14 protein-coding genes are annotated in these 17,566 nt (G+C 65.6%); 8 read left to right on the plus strand and 6 right to left on the minus strand.

All coding sequences use genetic code 11. The features are described 5' to 3' along the window. The first annotated feature begins 207 nt into the window (after positions 1-207). From QX132_RS28500 to QX132_RS28510, 3 genes are all read left to right on the plus strand, one after another. Entirely contained in the window at positions 208-1,527 is a 1,320-nt protein-coding gene (locus QX132_RS28500) for a mechanosensitive ion channel family protein (protein WP_315735015.1), read from the plus strand. A gap of 97 nt (positions 1,528-1,624) precedes the next feature. Beyond that, positions 1,625-2,449 (plus strand): type I methionyl aminopeptidase, encoded by an 825-nt coding sequence (gene map, locus QX132_RS28505; RefSeq protein WP_315735018.1) that lies wholly within the window; start codon positions 1,625-1,627, stop codon positions 2,447-2,449. Between the two features lie 97 nt (positions 2,450-2,546). Next, complete coding sequence (locus tag QX132_RS28510; protein ID WP_315735720.1) at positions 2,547-3,350, plus strand: intradiol ring-cleavage dioxygenase; 804 nt, start codon at positions 2,547-2,549, stop codon at positions 3,348-3,350. Here QX132_RS28510 and QX132_RS28515 read toward each other — a convergent pair whose 3' ends face one another. Together QX132_RS28515 and mddA are read right to left on the minus strand one after the other, a co-directional pair. After that, positions 3,351-4,541, minus strand: coding sequence for an MFS transporter (locus QX132_RS28515; RefSeq protein ID WP_316163427.1), 1,191 nt, complete (start codon positions 4,539-4,541; stop codon positions 3,351-3,353). It lies immediately after the preceding gene. 185 nt (positions 4,542-4,726) lie between these two features. Further along, positions 4,727-5,506 (minus strand): methanethiol S-methyltransferase, encoded by a 780-nt coding sequence (gene mddA / locus QX132_RS28520; protein WP_315735022.1) that lies wholly within the window; start codon positions 5,504-5,506, stop codon positions 4,727-4,729. A gap of 146 nt (positions 5,507-5,652) precedes the next feature. Between mddA and QX132_RS28525 the strand changes: the two genes are divergently transcribed. The 4 genes from QX132_RS28525 (at position 5,653) to QX132_RS28540 (ending at position 9,491) form a co-directional block, all read left to right on the plus strand. Next, entirely contained in the window at positions 5,653-7,203 is a 1,551-nt protein-coding gene (locus QX132_RS28525; RefSeq protein WP_316163428.1) for an alpha/beta fold hydrolase, read from the plus strand. 33 nt (positions 7,204-7,236) lie between these two features. Then, entirely contained in the window at positions 7,237-7,404 is a 168-nt protein-coding gene (locus tag QX132_RS28530) for a hypothetical protein (RefSeq protein WP_315735026.1), read from the plus strand. 70 nt (positions 7,405-7,474) lie between these two features. After that, entirely contained in the window at positions 7,475-8,086 is a 612-nt protein-coding gene (locus QX132_RS28535) for a RadC family protein (RefSeq protein ID WP_316163460.1), read from the plus strand. A 154-nt stretch (positions 8,087-8,240) separates the two neighbouring features. Then, positions 8,241-9,491, plus strand: a complete 1,251-nt coding sequence (locus QX132_RS28540) for a site-specific integrase (protein WP_316163429.1) — start codon at positions 8,241-8,243, stop codon at positions 9,489-9,491. 387 nt (positions 9,492-9,878) lie between these two features. Here QX132_RS28540 and QX132_RS28545 read toward each other — a convergent pair whose 3' ends face one another. From QX132_RS28545 to QX132_RS28560, 4 genes are all read right to left on the minus strand, one after another. Then, positions 9,879-13,196, minus strand: coding sequence for a UvrD-helicase domain-containing protein (locus QX132_RS28545; protein ID WP_316163430.1), 3,318 nt, complete (start codon positions 13,194-13,196; stop codon positions 9,879-9,881). After that, positions 13,193-15,850, minus strand: coding sequence for a PD-(D/E)XK nuclease family protein (locus tag QX132_RS28550; protein WP_316163431.1), 2,658 nt, complete (start codon positions 15,848-15,850; stop codon positions 13,193-13,195). Before QX132_RS28550 ends, QX132_RS28545 begins: the two co-directional genes overlap by 4 nt. Before the next feature lie 75 nt (positions 15,851-15,925). Beyond that, the gene (locus tag QX132_RS28555) at positions 15,926-16,339 is read right to left on the minus strand and encodes a hypothetical protein (protein WP_316163432.1); all 414 of its coding nucleotides are present in this window, start codon (positions 16,337-16,339) and stop codon (positions 15,926-15,928) included. Positions 16,340-16,680: 341 nt separating this feature from the next. Next, the gene (locus tag QX132_RS28560) at positions 16,681-16,899 is read right to left on the minus strand and encodes a multiprotein-bridging factor 1 family protein (protein ID WP_042340407.1); all 219 of its coding nucleotides are present in this window, start codon (positions 16,897-16,899) and stop codon (positions 16,681-16,683) included. Between the two features lie 118 nt (positions 16,900-17,017). On the opposite strand from QX132_RS28560, the gene QX132_RS28565 reads away from it, so the two are divergent. Continuing rightward, complete coding sequence (locus QX132_RS28565; protein WP_015669952.1) at positions 17,018-17,449, plus strand: hypothetical protein; 432 nt, start codon at positions 17,018-17,020, stop codon at positions 17,447-17,449. Positions 17,450-17,566: the final 117 nt, after the last annotated feature.

Here is a 17,566-nt window from a genome sequence, read left to right on the forward strand (position 1 = left end):
AAAAACGCTGATGAATCCGAGTTTTACATCCTTATCGTCGCCACACTTGCACGCCAACCGGATTTGCTCCTATCGCGGCGATATGCCCATTTTTCCATCCTCGGCCGTGTTCGGGGTATATTTCGCGGCAATCGCCCGTGACGAACACGAACTAAATCCCGCTGATCCCGCCAACCCGCGCCACTGTTCCCCTCCGAGACCTCGCTGATGGACCTCGACCTGAAAGACGTTCTCGAATTCCTGCAGACCGTTGGCCGCTCGATCGGCGCCGAGGTCACCTCGCCGTGGTTCTATCTTCAACTCGGGCTGGTGCTGAGCGGCGCCGGCATTGCCTTTGCGGCACGCGCCGCCGTGCGCGCGCGCATCGACATGACTTCGCTGGCGATGGGCTGGCCGGGCCCGCTGCGGCAGCTGCTACGGGTGCTGCTGGAGAGCGTCGCCACGGTCGTGTTCGTGATCCTGATGCGGATCGCCCGCACCGGCATGTTGCTGTGGACCTGGCCGAGCCGCAGCTACCTGCTCGCCGTCGCGCTCAAGCTGGCGCTGGCCTGGCTCGTGATCCGGCTGATCACCTCGGTGATCCGCAGCACCTTCATCGTGCAGATCGTGTCGATCTCGGCCTGGCTGGTCGCCGCGCTCAGCATCATCGGCCAGCTCGACAACGTGGTCGACGCGCTCGATTCCATCTCGGTCGTGCTCGGCGGCCTCAGGCTGACGCCGCTGCTGGTGATCAAGCTCGGCGTGCTGCTGCTCGCGGTGCTGTGGCTGACCAACATCGCCAGCAATTTCGTCGAGAGCCGCATCACCCGCTCGACCGACCTGACACCGTCCATCCAGGTGCTCTTGATCAAGATGGTCCGCATGGGCCTGATGATCCTCGGCGTCGCGATTGCGATCAGCGCGGTCGGCATCAACCTGTCGGCGCTCGCGATCTTCTCCGGCGCCGCCGGTGTCGGCATCGGCCTCGGCCTGCAGCGCATCGTCGCCAATTTCGTCGCCGGCATCATCCTGCTGGCCGACAAATCGGTGAAGCCGGGCGATCTCGTCACCATCGGCGACAGCTCGGGGCGCATCAGCGCGATGAACACGCGCTACATCTCGGTCGCCGCCGGCGACGGCCGCGAGTTCCTGATCCCGAACGAGGACCTTGTCACCCAGAAGGTGACCAACTGGACCTACACCGACAAGAACACGCTGGTGAAGGTCAATTTCGGCACCAACTACGACGCCGATCCCCGGGTCGTCTGCAAGCTCGCCACCGAGATCGCGGCCGAGACGCCGCGCACCTTGAAATCGAAGGCGCCGAACTGCCTGCTGACCGAGTTCACCGAGGCCGGCATGAAGTTCTCGCTGACCACATGGATCGCCGACCCCAGCTACATGGACAGCGTCAAGAGCGAGGTGATGCTGGCGCTGTGGGAGGCCTTCAAGCGCGAGGGCATCAGGGTGCCGTATCCGGTGCGAGAGCTTCGCGTTCGCGGCGGTGCGCTGCCGGTGGAGACCACGCTGGAGGTGCCGACCGGCTAGGCGGCAGATCCGGCCGTGCACACCCGGCTTGCACCGGCCGGCACGATCATTAAATTAGGCGATCACCCCGCGACACCCCTGAGAACGAAACAGGCCCATGAACTATATCGAAGCGACCGACACCACTGCGCGCAAGAACGGCCAGATCAAGCTGCACGGCCCGAGCGGCTTTGCCGGCATGCGCAAGGCCGGCGCGCTGGTGTCGAGGTGCCTCGATGCGCTCACCGACATCGTCAAGCCGGGCGTGCCGACCTCGCGGATCGACGATTTCGTCCGCGACTTCGCCTTCAGCCACGGCGCCTATCCGGCGACGCTGATGTATCGCGGCTATCGCTATTCGACCTGCACGTCGATCAACCACGTGGTCTGCCACGGCATGCCGAACGACCGGCCGCTGAAGGAAGGCGACATCATCAACGTCGACGTCACCTTCATCGTCGACGGCTGGTACGGCGATTCGAGCCGCATGTATGGGATCGGCCCGATCGCGCGCAAGGCCGAGCGGCTGATCGAGGTCACCTACGAATCGATGATGCGCGGCATCGCCGCGGTGAAGCCCGGCGCCACCACCGGCGACATCGGCCACGCGATCCAGAGCTTCGTCGAGCCGCAGGGCATGAGCGTGGTGCGCGACTTCTGCGGCCATGGCCTCGGCCGGCTGTTCCACGACGAGCCGAACATCATCCATGTCGGCCGCCCCGGCGAGGGCGTGCTGCTCAAGCCCGGCATGTTCTTCACCATCGAGCCGATGATCAATCTCGGCAAGCCGCATGTGAAGATCCTGTCCGACGGCTGGACCGCGGTGACGCGGGACCGCTCGCTGTCGGCGCAGTTCGAGCATTCGGTCGGCGTCACCGCCGACGGCGTCGAGATCTTCACGCTCTCGGAGCGCCATGGCGAGAAGCCGCTGACGCAGGTGTGAGCGGGCTCCCTGGACGAATGGTCGCAGGGCGTCCGATTGTTGCCATGTCCGGCTGATCGACTGCCGGCTCCATCGCATGCGATTGCGGGAGGCAGCTCTGACCATCGCAACACGCCGTGGCGTTCTCGGCCTTCTCTCCGCGGGCGCAGCGCTGCTGACGCCGCCGGCGCGTGCCGCGTCGGAGACAGTTCCTGCATCGGCGAATGCCGACGATGCCTGCATCCTGACGCCGCAGTCGGAGTCGGGACCCTATTATCTCGATCCCAAGCTGGTGCGCGCCGAGATCGCCGAGGACCGGCCGGGCGTCCCGCTCAGGCTGCGCCTTCGCGTCATCGAGGCCGGCTCCTGCGCACCGATCCCGGGCGCACGGGTCGACGTCTGGCACTGCGACGCCCGCGGCATCTATTCGGGCTATCCCGGCCAGAGCGACAATCACAAGCTCGACCAGAGCGGCAAGACGTTCCTGCGCGGCACCCAGATGGCCGATGCCGCCGGCTGGGCCGGCTTCAGGACGATCTATCCCGGCTGGTATGCCGGCCGCGCCACCCACATCCACTTCAGGGTGTTTGTCGACGAGGCCACGGTGTTGACGGGACAGACCTTCTTTCCCGAGGCGCTGAACGAGTTCATCTACACCAACGTGCCCGACTACACCGGACGGCCTAAGCAGCGGCTCGTCATCAACGCCAACGACCGCGTCGCGACCGAGGCCGATCCCGATCACCGCGCGCATTGCGCGGTGAAGGAGGAGCGCGACCATTATCTCGCGACCCTGACGCTCGCGGTGGACCGCAACCCGGCCGCCGCGGTCGAGATGCCCACCGGCAAGCTGCCGCCGGCGCCGTGGATCAAGGACCGGCTGGCGGCGCTGGTGCCCGGGCTGAGGCGCAGCCCGTTCTGATCAATCCGGCTCGGTGAACTGATAGGCCAGCGCGGCGAGCGGCAGCGCCATGCCGAATGCGGCGGCGGCCGTCCAGCCGCCATGCGCATAGGCCCACGCGCCGAGGCCCGACCCTGCAGCGCCCGCGACGAAGAAGGTGGTCATGTAGAGCCCGTTGAGTCGGCTGCGCTGGCCGGCGCCGAGCACGAACAGCACGCGATAGCCGAGAATGAGGCTGAGCTGCGCGCCGCAATCGATCGCGATGGCGGCGATCACCAGCGAGATCAACGACCAAGTCGTTCCGAGCGGGACCAACAGTGTCAGCGCGAACCCGGCAGCGCACAGCACCATCGACGCAACCGTCGCCGGCCTCGTCCAGCCGCGGTCGGCGATGCGGCCGGCGACCGGCGCCATGATCGCGCCGGCGACGCCGGCCAGCGCGAACAGGGCGATGCCGGTCTGCGACATCCGGAAATCGGACCCGGCCAGCAGCAGCGGGGACGTGGTCCAGAACACGCTGAAGCCGCCGAACAGCGCGGCCTGGTAGAGCGCGCGGCGGCGCAGCGCCGGGGTGTCGCGATAGAGCTCCACCATCGAGCCGAGCAGCTGGCCATAGCTCAGCCGCGCCTGCGGCTCACGCGGCGGCAGGGCCAGGCGCAGCACGACGGCAAGGATCAGCATGGCGAGCGCGGAGGCCATATAGATGACGTGCCAGGAGGCATGGGCCGCGACGAAGCTCGCGAGCGGCCGCGCCAGCATGATGCCGAGCATCAGGCCGGTGGTGACATTGCCGACGGCGCGGCCGCGGACCGCCTCCGGCGCCATATGGCCGGCATAGGGGATCAGGATCTGCACCGCGACCGAGCCGAAGCCGATCAGCAGCGCCGAGAGCAGGAATGTCGATGGGCTCGTCGCCAGGGCCGCACAGCCGAGTGCTGCGGCGCCGACGATGATGGTCGTGATGACGAGCTTGCGGTTCTCGATGAGGTCGCCGAGCGGCACCACGAACAAGAGACCTGCGCCGTAGCCGATCTGGCTCATCGTCACCAGCAGTCCCGCGAGCTGCGGCCGCAGCCCGAGGTCGGCGCTGATCGGCCCGATCAACGGCTGCGCATAATAGATGTTGGCGACGATCAGCCCGCAGGAGAAGGCCAATAGCAGCGTGATCCAGGCCGACAGCGAGTCGCCGGAATCGGACGTGATGGTGGTCAACGCGGATCTCTCTCGGGCGGAAACGGCAGGCCATAGGGCCTTATGAGAACAGAGGCTGTCGAGCTGTGATTTTGCATCGCAGCATTCAAGCCCGACATAGGTGCTGAGGTCCCCCGCACCAATTCACGTCTACGTGGGCGCTGCATCGCCCAAGCCGGAGCAGAGGGAGCAGGCAATCGAGGCCGCTAGCGCATGCCACGCGCTGACGTTTCGGTCTCTTCGGTGCGCCGGCCGCCGATCAGCCGCGGCAGCAGCATCGGCACCCGCTGGCGGTAGCGCCGATAGCTCTCGCCGAACTCCGCAACCAGATCCCGCTCCTCGAGCTGCAGCCCGATCAGGATGTAGGCCGTGCTGAGGACCGCGAACAGCAAATGACCGACCGACATCTCCGGCGTGGCCCAGAACGCGAGCAGGAAGCCCAGCATCAGCGGGTGGCGCACCAGGCGATACAGCAGCGGGGTCTTGAACGGCTGCGCCGTCGCATCGGTGCCGCGGAGGGCAAGGACGGCCTGCCGCAGGCCGAACAGATCGAAATGATCGATCATGTAGGTCGAGCTGAGCGCGATGAGCCAGCCGAGCCAGTGGACGCCGGTCAGCACGGCCGCGGCGACGCCCTCGACGCGCCAGACCGGGATCGGGATCGGACGCCATTGCCAGAACAGCAGCAGCAGGATCACGCTGGACAGCAGCACATAGGTGCTACGCTCGGCCGCCGCCGGAATGATGCGCGTGAACCACCGTTTGAAAGCCGGACGCGCCATCACGCTGTGCTGGGCCGCAAACAGCGCCAGCAGCAGCACGTCGACGACGACGGCCTCGGTCACGGTGCCGGACACGCCCACGTCGATCGACTTGGCCGTGAGATAGTTGTAATTGCCGACGAAACCGACCGCCCAGACGAACGACCCAAGAAAGACGGCATAGCTCGTGATGGCGTAGAGCATGATGAGGAGACGTCCGGACATGAATGTTTCCTTGTTGCATCGAGGACGGCATGGCCGTGATCGAGACGCCCGATCCTGGGATCGTTCACGTCCCGCGCGAGCCTGAGCCTTACCAATCGACCGTCCCCCGAGCGTCCCCCGGACGCAGCCATGCAGGTCGCACGACAATGGTTCAGTTCCGCGTCCGGACATTCGGCTTTCCCGAGCTGCATCGCGACGGCCAGCCATGCCCGCTGTCGCTGCGCAAGGGCCTCGCTCTGCTGGTCTATCTGGCGGAGGCCAAGGGCCGCGTCGCGCGGGACGTTCTGGCGACGATGCTCTGGCCCGAGAGTTCCGAGGAGGTGGCGCGGGCGCGGCTGCGGCGCCTGCTGCACCGGCTCCAGCTCACGCTCGGCGACGGCTGCCTCACCATCGATCGCGCGACGATTCGGTGGGCGGCCGCGGTCGAGCTGGAGGTCGAATCCGGGCTGTTCGAAACGGCCTGCGACCGCGGCGAATTCGAGCTGGCCTGCCGCCTCTATGCAGGTGACTTCCTCGACGGCTTCACGCCCGGCGATTGTCCGCAGTTCGAGGAATGGGCCTTCTTCCGGCGCGAAGCCTTGCGCGGCCGGGCGGTCCAGGCGCTGGAGCGCGTGGTGCAGGATCGCAGCGCGGCCGGTGACCATGCCGCGGCGGCGGCCCACGCCCGGCGCCTCGTCGCGTTCGATCCGCTCAGCGAGGTCTATGGCCGCGCCCTGATCCGCAGCCTGCTGCTGGCCGGCGACCGCGCCGCCGCCGAGCGTCATCTCGACGCCCTGACACAGCGCCTGCGCGACGAGCTCGGCGTCTCCCCCGAACCGGATACGCTGGCGCTGCTGACGCAGGGCGTCGCGGCGCAAGGCGAGAGCGCGCCGCCGACGCGCTATGTCCTGGGCGACGGCGTTCATCTGGCCTATCAGACCTACGGCACCGGTCCTCTGGACATCCTGCTGCTGCCCGGCTTCGTCTCGCATGTCGAGCGGATCTGGGAGGAGCCGCGCTGTCGGGCCTTGCTGTCCGCGCTCGCCAGAATCGGCCGTCTGATCCTGTTCGATCGCCGCGGCATCGGGCTCTCCGACCGGGTCGGTTTCAGCCCCAGCGTGGAGGCGACGGCGCGGGACATCGCGACCGTGCTCGACGCCGCCGGCAGCCGGCGCACGGTGCTGCTCGGCGCCTCCGAGGGCGGACCGGCCTGCATCACCTTCGCGGCCGACCATCCCGAGCGAGTCGCCGGGCTGATCCTGTTCGCCTCGCTCGCCAAGGGCAGCGCGACATCAGACTATCCGCATGCGCTGCAGGCCGGCCAGTACAGCATCTGGCTGCGACAGCTCGTGGCCGAATGGGGCGGACCGGCGGGCATCGAGACGTTCGCACCGAGCCTGGCCGGCGATCCCCAGGCGCGGGCCTGGTGGGCCGGACTGCTTCGCGCGGCATCCAGCCCCGGCGCCATCAAGGGCCTGCTCGAAGCCTTCAGGGATATGGACGTCCGCCACCTGCTCGCCCGGGTCTCTGCACCGACCCTGGTGCTGCACCGACGCCGTGACCGCGCCGTACTCGTCGGGGCCGGGCGACATCTCGCCAGCCATATCCGCCACGCGCGCTTCGTCGAGCTCGACGGCGCCGACCATTGGATGTTCGCCGGCGATCAGAGGCCCGTCCTCGCCAGCATCGAAGCCTTTATCGGCAGTCTGCAGCCATAAGCAGGATCGCCCGGACGAGATGGACGTCGTCCGGTGCTGCTCACGCTCGTGATCCTGTTCGGCCTCGGGCGGCTGCTGTTCTGGCTCGGCTATGCCAGGGGCGCGGCGGGCCGCGCCTTCGGCGTTGCGCTCACCTTCTACCCCACAGCGTTCTCGCTCATCATCGGCCTCATCCTCGTGCTGACCGGGCGCGCGGCCTAGCAAGGCGCGCCCTGCGGCGCGCGAGCACTTCGAGGTTGCAAAAATGCGGCATCACGGCATGCTGACGCCGATGCCCGAGAAAGCCCCTCCCCCCAACGATACGCCGCCGGACACGCCGCACTATCACGGCCACCGGCAGCGGCTGCGCGAGCGCTTCCACAGCGCCGGTCCCGACGCCCTCAACGACTACGAGCTGCTGGAGATGGTGCTGTTCGCCGCGCTGCCGCGGCGAGACGTCAAGCCGCTGGCGAAGGCGCTGCTGAAGACGTTCGGATCGTTCGCCGAGGTGATCCACGCGCCGGAGCCGCGGCTGCGCGAGATCGACGGCGTCGGCGACGCCTCGATCACCCAGCTCAAGCTGATCGCCGCCGCCGCGCACCGCATCGCCAAGGGCGAGGTGCGGCAGAAGCACGCGCTGGCGTCATGGCAGGACGTCATCACCTATTGCCGCACCAGCATGGCGTTCGCCGACAAGGAGCAGTTCAGGCTGTTGTTTCTCGACAAGCGCAACCAGCTGATCGCCGACGAGGTGCAGCAGACCGGCACCGTCGATCACACGCCGGTCTATCCGCGCGAGGTGATCAAGCGCGCGCTCGAATTGTCGGCCACTGCGATCATCCTGGTGCACAACCACCCCACTCGCCACTTTGCGCTCACGCCTGATCACGCTCAAGCTCATTGAAACACTTATAAAATATCATTTTTCCGGCATTGCGTAGTGGGGGCGGTTTTGGCAAATTGGGGGCTGTAAAAGGGGTAGAAAACGGCCTTCCGCTCCCAGCTAGCGATCCCTGCTTCTCCTCGACCGATCCCAGTTCCGGAAAGGAGGAAACGCTATGCCCGCCCTAACTGACACCGCGATCCGACATGCGCTGAAGCGCGTCGAGATCAGTCGCAAGCAGGAGAACCTCGCCGATGGCGAGGGGCGCGGCACCGGCCGTCTCGTTCTCGTCCTCAAGCCCATGCCCAAGCGTGTCACCGCCGACTGGATGGCGCAGCAGTGGCGCGACGGAAGACGCACTAAGAAAAAGATCGGCGCCTATCCCTCGATGTCGCTCACGCAAGCTCGCGAGATCTACAAGCGCGACTTTGCTGACGTCATCCAGAAGGGCCGAAGCATCAAGATCGCCACCGACACTCGCCCCGGCACGGTCGCCGATCTATTCGAGGGTTATGTCGCTGCGCTCAAGGACGGCGGCAAACCGTCCTGGAAGGAAACTGAAAAAGGCCTCAACAAGATCGCCGACACGCTCGGGCGTAATCGCCTCGCCCGCGAGATTGAGGCCGAGGAAATCATCGAGCTGATCCGCCCGATCTACGAGCGCGGTGCCAAGTCGATGGCCGACCATGTGCGCTCTTATCTCCATGCCGCCTTTAGTTGGGGCATGAAGTCCGACAACGACTATCGTCAGCAATCCTCTCGCCGCTTCCGGATTCCCTTTAATCCGGCAACGGGCATCCCCACCGAACCCAAGGTCCAAGGCAGTCGCTGGCTCGACGAAAACGAGTTCGTGCAGCTCTATCGCTGGCTGGAGCACCCCGACACGCCGGTTCATCCCTCTTATCCGCGCGCCGTGCAGCTCATCATGCTGACCGGCCAGCGCGTCGAGGAAATCGCGCGGCTCCGTATCGATCAATGGGACGCCAAGGAGCGGATCATTGACTGGTCCAAGACCAAGAACGACCAACCCCACGCCGTCCCAGTCCCATTGCTCGCTGCTGAGCTGATCGAGTCGATTAAGCCGAACGAATATGGCTGGTACTTCCCATCGGCCAAAGACCCGAGGAAGCCCGTCAGCCACGGAACGCTCTATAGCTTCGTGTGGCGGCAGCGCGACCGCGGCGTCATACCTTACGCAACCAATCGGGATCTCCGACGGACGTTCAAGACGTTGGCAGGCAAGGCCGGCGTTTCAAAAGAGATCCGCGACCGCCTCCAAAACCACGCGCTCCAGGATGTGAGCTCCAAGAATTACGATCGGTGGCACTATATGCCCGAGAAGCGCGCCGGGATGGCCAAATGGGACAGGTTCGTTCGGACCCTGCTCAAGGAGAAGGCCAACCGCGCATTGGAGCAGGCCGCGTGAGTTGCCGCTCGCTTATCGTGGTTGGCACGCCCGCCGTGTTCGGCTCCATGGCTTGTGCCCACGCCGACCCAGGTCAAGTATCACTGACGAGCTAGGCAGGCCTCTACTTTTCCGGAGGCACCCGCCACGTTGGTGATAGAGACAGCCCTTTTCGCCGGTACAGTCGACCCCTCCGAATGGATCGAAGTTCGGCTCCGGATCTCAGTCAAACGTCTCGCTCAACACGTCGGCCCGCCCTGTCAGAAAATGTATTCCCATTTCCGACCGGAGAGTCGAGGCTGTCAGAAAAACGATTACAAATTTCTGACGTCTTTCCCTTCCGGGGGCTGGCTGGTAAGGGCGGTTTCGACCCCACCGGCACCTCAATCCCTCCCTCCCGGTTACCGCTCACGCCGCCGAGCCGCCCCTAACCCACTGAACGACACCCGGCGTCATGTAGACCAGCGCGCCCCGGTGAGCGCCCGTCGCCCGTACATAGTCTTCGAGCTGACCGGCATGGAGGCGAATATCAGCGTCGGACGGATCGACGTCGCTCTTCCAGTCGACGACCACTTCGGCGCGATCCCCAGCGTAGGCGATGGCGTCGATGCGCCCGGAGAGCGCGCTTGGCTTCGAGCTATCCTCGAGCAGCGCATACACCGGCCACTCAGGGGTCAGCCGCTCGCGAAGCGCCACGATGTCCGGCAGCTGCAACGTACGCCAAGCGGTAGCCGCTATCTCGCCGGCGTCCGGAAGGCCGTCGCCGTCGTCGGGATCGAGGATCAGTTCAGCCGCCAACTGGCGCGCGCGGCTGGCAAAGCGCTCCACCTCCTCGGCGAGTTCGCCCGTCAGCACCTCTTCCATCAGCTTGTGCAGGAGAAGACCGCGCACGCGCCCCGCACCGACAGGCTGGTTGACCTCGGGCGCATCGCCGGCATCGAGCGTGATGGCCTCGATCGACTGCAAGCGGTCCGGATCATGATCGCTCGGCCGCACCCAGGTCAGCGGAACGGCCGCTTCCTCGATGACCCCGCGCTCGGCTGCAAAGAGCTCAGCGGTCTGGGTATTCGGCGGGTCGGCGCTCATCGACGTCGGCACCGGCGCCATGCGGGAGACGTCCAGCTCCGGCAATGCGTCCTGGCCCAGGTTGACGACACGAGCCCAGGACCTCTGCTCGGCCTGCGCTAGTTCCGGCACGATCAGCAGCTCACGGGCTCGCGTACACGCCACGTACCAGAGCCGTTCCCGTTCGCGCATCAGGCTCTCGTCATCGGTCTCCAGCGCAGCGCGCAGCTCGGGCGGCACGACATCGCCGATCACCCAATGTAGCGTGTCGTCGTCAGCCCGGTGCACAAACGGCTCGCGGGAGCGCAGCAAGGTCGCGGTGTTGATCGGGATCACCACCGGCCATTCGAGCCCCTTGGCGCTGTGGATGGTGATGATCTCGATGGCGTCTCCGTCGGCATCGACACGGCCCTCGTTGTAGGCGGCGCCGTCGCGCCAGTCGCGGCTCACGTCGCGGGCAAAGCGCTTCATGCCTTTGACGCTGTAGGATCGTGCCCGTTCGAGCAGCGCCTCGACGTTGGCGGCGGCTCGCGCGCTGCGGTCGCCTTCGCGCGCGCTCAAGATCGGCCGCACGGCCAGCCGCTCGACAGCTTCGGCAAGCAGCAACGCAGGCGTCGTCGCCCGCGTCCGGCGGCGTAGGTCCTGGAGGATCGTGAGGATCCGCCGCGCGACTGGATGAGCGACGTGATCGGGATCCATCGCCAGCGAGAATTGAGGAATTGCGTCGGGCCGATCCGCAAGCGCCGGCAAACCGGCGGTGATGTCGAGCAACTCCTCCTCGCTGAGGCCAACCAGCGGACCGCGCATCAAGGCGCCGAACGCCAAGGTGTCACCGGCGTCCGCCAGCACGCGCGCGAGTGCGACAAGGTCCTGCACCTCCTGGCGACGGAACAGTCCTTTCCCAGCCTGCGAAGCGATCGGGAGCCCGCGCGCTTCAAACGCGCGCTCGTATCGCCAGAGCTCGGAGCCCGTCGGGGCGAGCAGCGCGATGCCGCCCGGCGTGAGCGGCGCAAGCTCGCCGTCCTCGTCGCGGATCTTCAAGTTGCCGATTAGCCGTGTGCAGAGATCGGCGACGGCTTCGGCCTCGGCGTCGCGGATCTGCGCCGCCCGCGAGTCCGGCGGCAGATCGATTGTGATCTTGGCGGCGCACGGCAGCTCGTGATCCGGCGGATCGAGCGTTGGCGCGAGCTCCACGTAACCCGGCTGATTCCGGCCGGAGAGCGGCGCCGCGAAACACCGGTTGATATGGGTCAGGACCGCCGGCCGCGAGCGGAAGTTCGCCGTGATCTGGACGATGTTGTCGGGCCAGCGCCGGGCGATGGCGCCCCGTGCTTCTGCGTAGGAGCCCACGTCGGCGCCTCGGAAGCGGTAGATCGCCTGCTTAGGGTCGCCGACCATAAAGAGAGCGCCCTCGCGCAGAACGCTGTCCTGCCATCTGGGCGCACCGTCGTCGGCGGCGATCCGAAACAGGATCTCCGCCTGGATCGGGTCAGTATCCTGGAATTCGTCGACGAAGATGTGGCGATATCGCTGTCCAAGCGCGCGTCGAACTGCATCGTGCTCCCGCACGAGCGCGTGTGCCCGCTCCAACAGATCGTCGAAATCAAGAACAGCGGCGGCGCGTTTGAAGGCAGCGTAGTCGGCGAGGACCTCATCGAGCTCATCGGACAACTTGGCGACCAGCGCGGTCGCGACACGGCCGAGGATGACGCGGTAACAGTGGTCGACCCGCGCAAAATGGCGACCGGCCTCCGCGTTGAGCTCGGCGCCGCGATCCTTGCCGGCGGCCTTGTCCCATGCCGTCTTCGTCCTTGGGGTTAGCAAATCGAAGGTGTAGCGCCGCATACAAGGCAGACGCGCCGGATGAGCGAGCCGCCAGAGCGTGTCGAAAACAGGCGGCGTCGCGAAGCTGCCCTCGAAATGACTGGCCAGTGTCTCCAGCTGTCCGACCACTTCGAGCGTCTTCGGCTCGACGGGCTGCGCCGACAGCCAGCGGCGGAAATCCGCGACGGCCTCGACGAGATCGATATCCGGCCGGCCGCTGAGATCGGCCGCGGGCGCCCGCGCACCGCGATGCTCCAGGCGAAACCGAGCAAGCCCCTGCAAGGTGGCGGCCACGTGACGCGGATCATACTCCGACAGGGAGGCGATCGGATCATCGGCCCGTGCCGGTCCGTTCAGCCGCCTTCTGAACCATTGCTCAAACACGGCCTCAAAAGCGGCCTCGGCCTGCGTCGCATCGAGGATGCGTGCGCCGGGATCGATATCGGCTTCGACCGCGTAACTGCAGATGATGGTCTGGCAAAACGCGTGGATTGTCGTGGCGGTGAGCTCATCAAGCTTGCCGGCAGCCGCCGAAAGGGCGCGCCGCTGCGCGTCGGTCAAGCCGTCGGGCAGAGCTTCCCGCAACGGATTCGGAACACGTCCCGCGAGCAGATCGTCGACATAACGGTGGACGCGGGCGCCTAGCGCGCTCGCCGCGAGCTCCGTGAAGGTGATGGCCGCTATCGAGCGTGGTTCGGCGCCGCGCGCTAGCAGCATCGTCAGTCGGCCCGCCATGAGAGCGGTCTTGCCCGTCCCTGCCGCCGCCTCCACCAGCAGCGTCAAATGGAGTTCTGTGAGCGCCCTCAGCCGCGCGGATTCGTCGACGAGTTTCGTCATCGCACGCTCCAGATTCGGGCAAAGTCGCCAAAGGCGCGGCCCAAAGCTGCTTGTTTGCTCTGGAAATAGACCGCGGGGTTCGCTGGCAGCGCCAATGCGAAGTCGTTCCAGGCCTCGCGTGCATCAGGTCCCGGCAAGGCGTTGCCGCGACGCAGAAGATCGATGGCCGCGCTGATATGCGCGCCAATGTCAGCGATCGCCTGATCGACATCGGGCAGACTGTACGGCCTGGGCCGATCAGCCCCCAGAAAGACCAGGCGCGCGATGACCCGCGGATTGTCCGCCACGAGCTGGCGCGCGGCTAGCGCGTAGAGCACACGCTGCAGCTCGGCGCCGCGCCCGAGAACGATCTCGCTCGCCTTCGCCGGTTCGGCGCCGGTCTTATAATCGGAGACGCGGACGCCTTTATAAGCGCTGTTGAAGTCCACCCGATCGATACTGCCGCGAATGCGCACCCCGGCACCGGGAATGATCACCTGTCCGGTCTGCGGCCACAGGAGATCGCCAGCGGCGTCCGTGGCATTTTCCTCGCGGCCGAACGCGAGTTCGGTCCAGCTGCGCGTGACAGCCTGAAACGCCTCATCGAGCGTCAACGCCTTGAGCGCAAGATCGCGCGCGGCGGCTAGCGTGTGGCGCCACAAAAGAAGGGGTGGGGTCGAACGCTCGACCGGCCACTGCGCCCCGATGGCGGCAGATGCCGCATCGAGGGCGTTTTCGATCTCATGGCGGGCCGCACGCACATAGCCGGGATTGGGCTCGAGCGCGTCGACCGTGCGCTTCAGCATCTCGTGGACGAGCTCGCCGAAGGCGCGCGCGTCGAGCGACAAAGGTTGCTCGTCTTCGACCGGCGAGCACCAGCCCAAGGCGTAGCGCCACACAAAGGCGAGCGGGTCGCGCAGCATGAGGCGAAGCGATGTAGCCGACTGCACCTGCGCGATGGCCCGCGTGATGACGGAATGGTCGTGACTCACGCGACCGTCATGAGCGGTCACTGCAGGGTTTCGGCGATTGCGCCAGCAGGCGTCAGCGGCTCGCAGCGCCGCTGAGATCGCCGCCTCTTCGGGCCGAGCCAGCAGGCGGTCGGCCTCGCTGAAAGCATGGCTCGGGATGCGCGCGCGTTTCAATGCCGTGGTGCATGGGCCGTGCGGCAGGAGCGGACTCGGCGCCTGCAGCCCGCCTTGGGCGTTGCGGCGACTTCGCGACAGCACCAAAGCGCCGGCGGCCTGCGCGGTGATGATCGCATACGCCCGCCGGTCCTGTTCGCTGACCGACACGGAATCCAGTAAGTCACGCGACAGGATGTGGCTCGGAACCAGCGGATCTTCGCCGGTTCGCCGCGGCCACGATCGCGTCGTCAGACCAAGCAGACGGACGAAGCGACGTGGCGCAGCCGCAAGATGATTCGCCGGACACCAGACCGCGCAGGCGCCCGGGTCGCGGCCATCGGGAAGACGAAGCTCCTGCAGCGAAAATTCGAGCGCATCCGGCGGCGCACGGCGAAGCGCCTCGACCCAGAGCGCCTGTGCCGCGCGCCCGAGCAACAGACCGCAGGCTGCATCTGCGGCGCCGGCTCCTCTGGCAAGCACCTCGAGAACCGGCATGAGCAGCGGCCGCACGTCGACGCCATCCGTGCGACGAGCATGGGCTTCATCGAGTGCGCGGCGCCATTGCTCAAGCTCGAAGAGCGCAGCGCCAGGCCTCAGGCCCTGCGCCCAGGTCGGAGGCAGCGCATCGAGGCCGCGGCTGCGTCCAACGGCGCGGCCGAGGAGGCGGCGCACGCGATCCTGGCTCAACCCATTGAGCAAGACGTCGGCTAAGGCGGCGCAGGTCTGGCCTTCCCGCGACGCCAGCGCCGGCACGCCGTGCGAGAAATGCACCGGCAGACCGGAGTCAACCGTCAGCACCAGCATGTGGTCGTCCCAGTCCTCGGTCGCCGTGGCGCAGACGGCGATCTCGTCCGGCCGTGCGCGGCCTGACGCGATGAGTTCGCGGATCCACCGCAGGGCTTCGACGGCCTCGGCGCGCGGCGAAGCGCAGGAGACGATCTCGGGTGGCGCCGGTGTGGGCCGCGGATCGGAGCCAAGCTCGCCGGCGAACCAGGCGACATCGGGATCGCCGGGATTGCGCCAGATGAGCGGCACCCGTTGCGCGAGGGCAATGAGCAGCGGGCGCCAAACGGGGGCGACCCCCACGACGCGATCGAGCTCGACCGCGCCGAGGACCGTGGGCGCGTACGCTACACGCTGTAGGGCTGCATCGCGCAGATCGCGCGGCGACAGGACACCCGCAGGCAGGCTCGCACGCACATGCGCATCGATTGTCATAAGATCCTGGAGCCGCGCGCGCTCACGGGCGCGGTCGGCCAACGCGAAGTCGGCGTTCCACAGCCGGTTCAGCGTCCAAGCCGCAGAACGCGTCATGCCGGGAAGGCTTCGGATGCTCTCGAGTTCGGCGAAACCGCCGGCTTCGAGCGCCGACCGGATCGCCCGGTCAAGCTCCTCCGATTGGGCGGGGCGCGTGAAGCCGCCGGCTAGCCGTGCCGCAAGCTGCGGCAAGGTCATGATCTGCACGCCGCCTTCATTTTGTCGTGCGGCGGCGATCCGCCTCATGCGAAAGGCGAGCGGCCCTTCAACGACAACAGTTCGACGAATCATCACCCCGCTCCCCGCATCCCCCATCAACGAATTGCTAGGTGATCCCCCAAGGGATGCCTCGCCAAGTTCCGCCTTCTATTCGATGCTGTAGTTCTGCTTGTCGCTATAGCCTGCCCAGGCTTCAGAGGTGAAAGAGGGTGAACCGTCAATCCACCCGGCTGTCTGCCACAGGATATCCAATTGCTCTTGAACCTTCGGGGCGAGTTCACCGTTCATCTCGGCCAGTTTGGCCACAGGCAAGATGACCTCCGGTTGCCGCACTCGTCTTCCGCCGGGCCGTGCGGCAGACAACTCAACGTCTTCAACTCCATCGAGGGAAATCGAAACCAGCGCAGGGCCTGCCACACCGAGGTCGCTGGCGATCGCGGCCATTCGCTCCAGGGACGCGAATGAGCTTCCGCAGCATACGGTGAAAGACTGTAAGGCAGCCATCGGATCCAGCTTGGAAGGGTTTCGACATTTGAATACTTTCAAGGCGCGTTCGGACAAATTTAGCTCCAGGCGCGATTGAACTGAAATAGCTTTTCTAGATTGTCCGAATTATAGCGGCCCGAAGATCGCTCCTCACCCGCGGGCTGGAGATAGTCACTCTGCTGAAAACATGCTGCAGGTCGTCGCGCGTGCGACCCAACAGTTAGGAGCCGCGATCTTGGGCTATTTGACGTGTGCCAGAAGTCGCCGGTTCTGAACTTCAACAGGTTAGACACGATTCAGAACGAAGCAGCCGAAGTCGTCAACCGCCTTAATTCAGGCTCGGCTCCAGAGGCGGCCCGTGGTGGCGCGGCAATCGTCCTGAACTGGAAGTGAGTGCCAACGCGTGAAGCAGTCTGTCATCGTACTAAGCGAACTCCAGGATGATCGCCGTCGATGAATTGCACGCCGGCGGCCTCAAGAGCGCGCCTGACAGCCGCCAGATTGTTGATTGACGGAATACGACGGCCTTTTTCGAAATCACGAATTGTACTCTCGCTCAAATTGGACCGAGCAGCCAATTCAGCCTGAGACCAGTCGAGCAAACCACGAGCCGCCCGAGATTGATCGGGAGTCATTCAACCGCCATTTCATGGGAACACGATTTTCGTTTAACAGCCACGAAAAGCGTTGACATCCGCGATTATAAACGCTAACCGTGTAAAATTATCGGTTTCCGTGTACCGAGCTGAAAAAATGCGTGATTGCGCCAAAGGCACCACCCCCGAGGAAGCTGCCGGAGACCTAGACGCTCCTTTGGTCGCCTTCGAAAACCAGTTCTTGGCGTTGGTAGCTGAACTCGATCGTGACGGTGAAAACCTAAAGCAGTCCGACGAGTACCTGACGGCGCGGGATGAGGCCCTCCTGGCCCGCCTTGATCCCGTTGAACGAGCCATCATGGGGACCCCCGCCTATACGATGACGGGCTTGAGTGTGAAGGCCCGTCACTTGGCCTACGTTCTGTCGGAGTACTGGGAAGCCCCAATCGATCAAATAGGTTGGGAAGGACGAGCGGTGCGTCTGCTCGTTGAAGCGATATGCAACGTCGCAAGCACGCCCTTAAGCATCCGAAAGCCACAAGTCGGAAAGCAGCAGACGGAAGGTGGCCATAGAGATCCCAACGGGTGAGCGTGACGATTGAGCGGCACCTCACTCAGTCGAGGGTTCAATCCGCTGGAACGCTACCGCCTTTCCCCACACCAACCAAACTTGCGATATCTTATCCAGTCATTCGCCTAAATCTTG

This window comes from Bradyrhizobium sp. SZCCHNRI20481, assembly GCF_032485055.1.
Lineage (GTDB): Bacteria > Pseudomonadota > Alphaproteobacteria > Rhizobiales > Xanthobacteraceae > Bradyrhizobium.

Excerpts from the sequence above, each read along its gene's own strand:
- QX132_RS28500 (WP_315735015.1), top strand. The coding sequence starts at position 208 with ATGGACCTCGACCTGAAAGACGTTCTCGAATTCCTGCAGACCGTTGGC.
- map (WP_315735018.1), top strand. The coding sequence starts at position 1,625 with ATGAACTATATCGAAGCGACCGACACCACTGCGCGCAAGAACGGCCAG.
- mddA (WP_315735022.1), bottom strand. The coding sequence starts at position 5,506 with ATGTCCGGACGTCTCCTCATCATGCTCTACGCCATCACGAGCTATGCC.
- QX132_RS28525 (WP_316163428.1), top strand. The coding sequence starts at position 5,653 with ATGGTTCAGTTCCGCGTCCGGACATTCGGCTTTCCCGAGCTGCATCGC.
- QX132_RS28535 (WP_316163460.1), top strand. The coding sequence starts at position 7,475 with ATGCCCGAGAAAGCCCCTCCCCCCAACGATACGCCGCCGGACACGCCG.
- QX132_RS28540 (WP_316163429.1), top strand. The coding sequence starts at position 8,241 with ATGCCCGCCCTAACTGACACCGCGATCCGACATGCGCTGAAGCGCGTC.
- QX132_RS28545 (WP_316163430.1), bottom strand. The coding sequence starts at position 13,196 with ATGACGAAACTCGTCGACGAATCCGCGCGGCTGAGGGCGCTCACAGAA.
- QX132_RS28550 (WP_316163431.1), bottom strand. The coding sequence starts at position 15,850 with ATGATTCGTCGAACTGTTGTCGTTGAAGGGCCGCTCGCCTTTCGCATG.
- QX132_RS28560 (WP_042340407.1), bottom strand. The coding sequence starts at position 16,899 with ATGACTCCCGATCAATCTCGGGCGGCTCGTGGTTTGCTCGACTGGTCT.
- QX132_RS28565 (WP_015669952.1), top strand. The coding sequence starts at position 17,018 with ATGCGTGATTGCGCCAAAGGCACCACCCCCGAGGAAGCTGCCGGAGAC.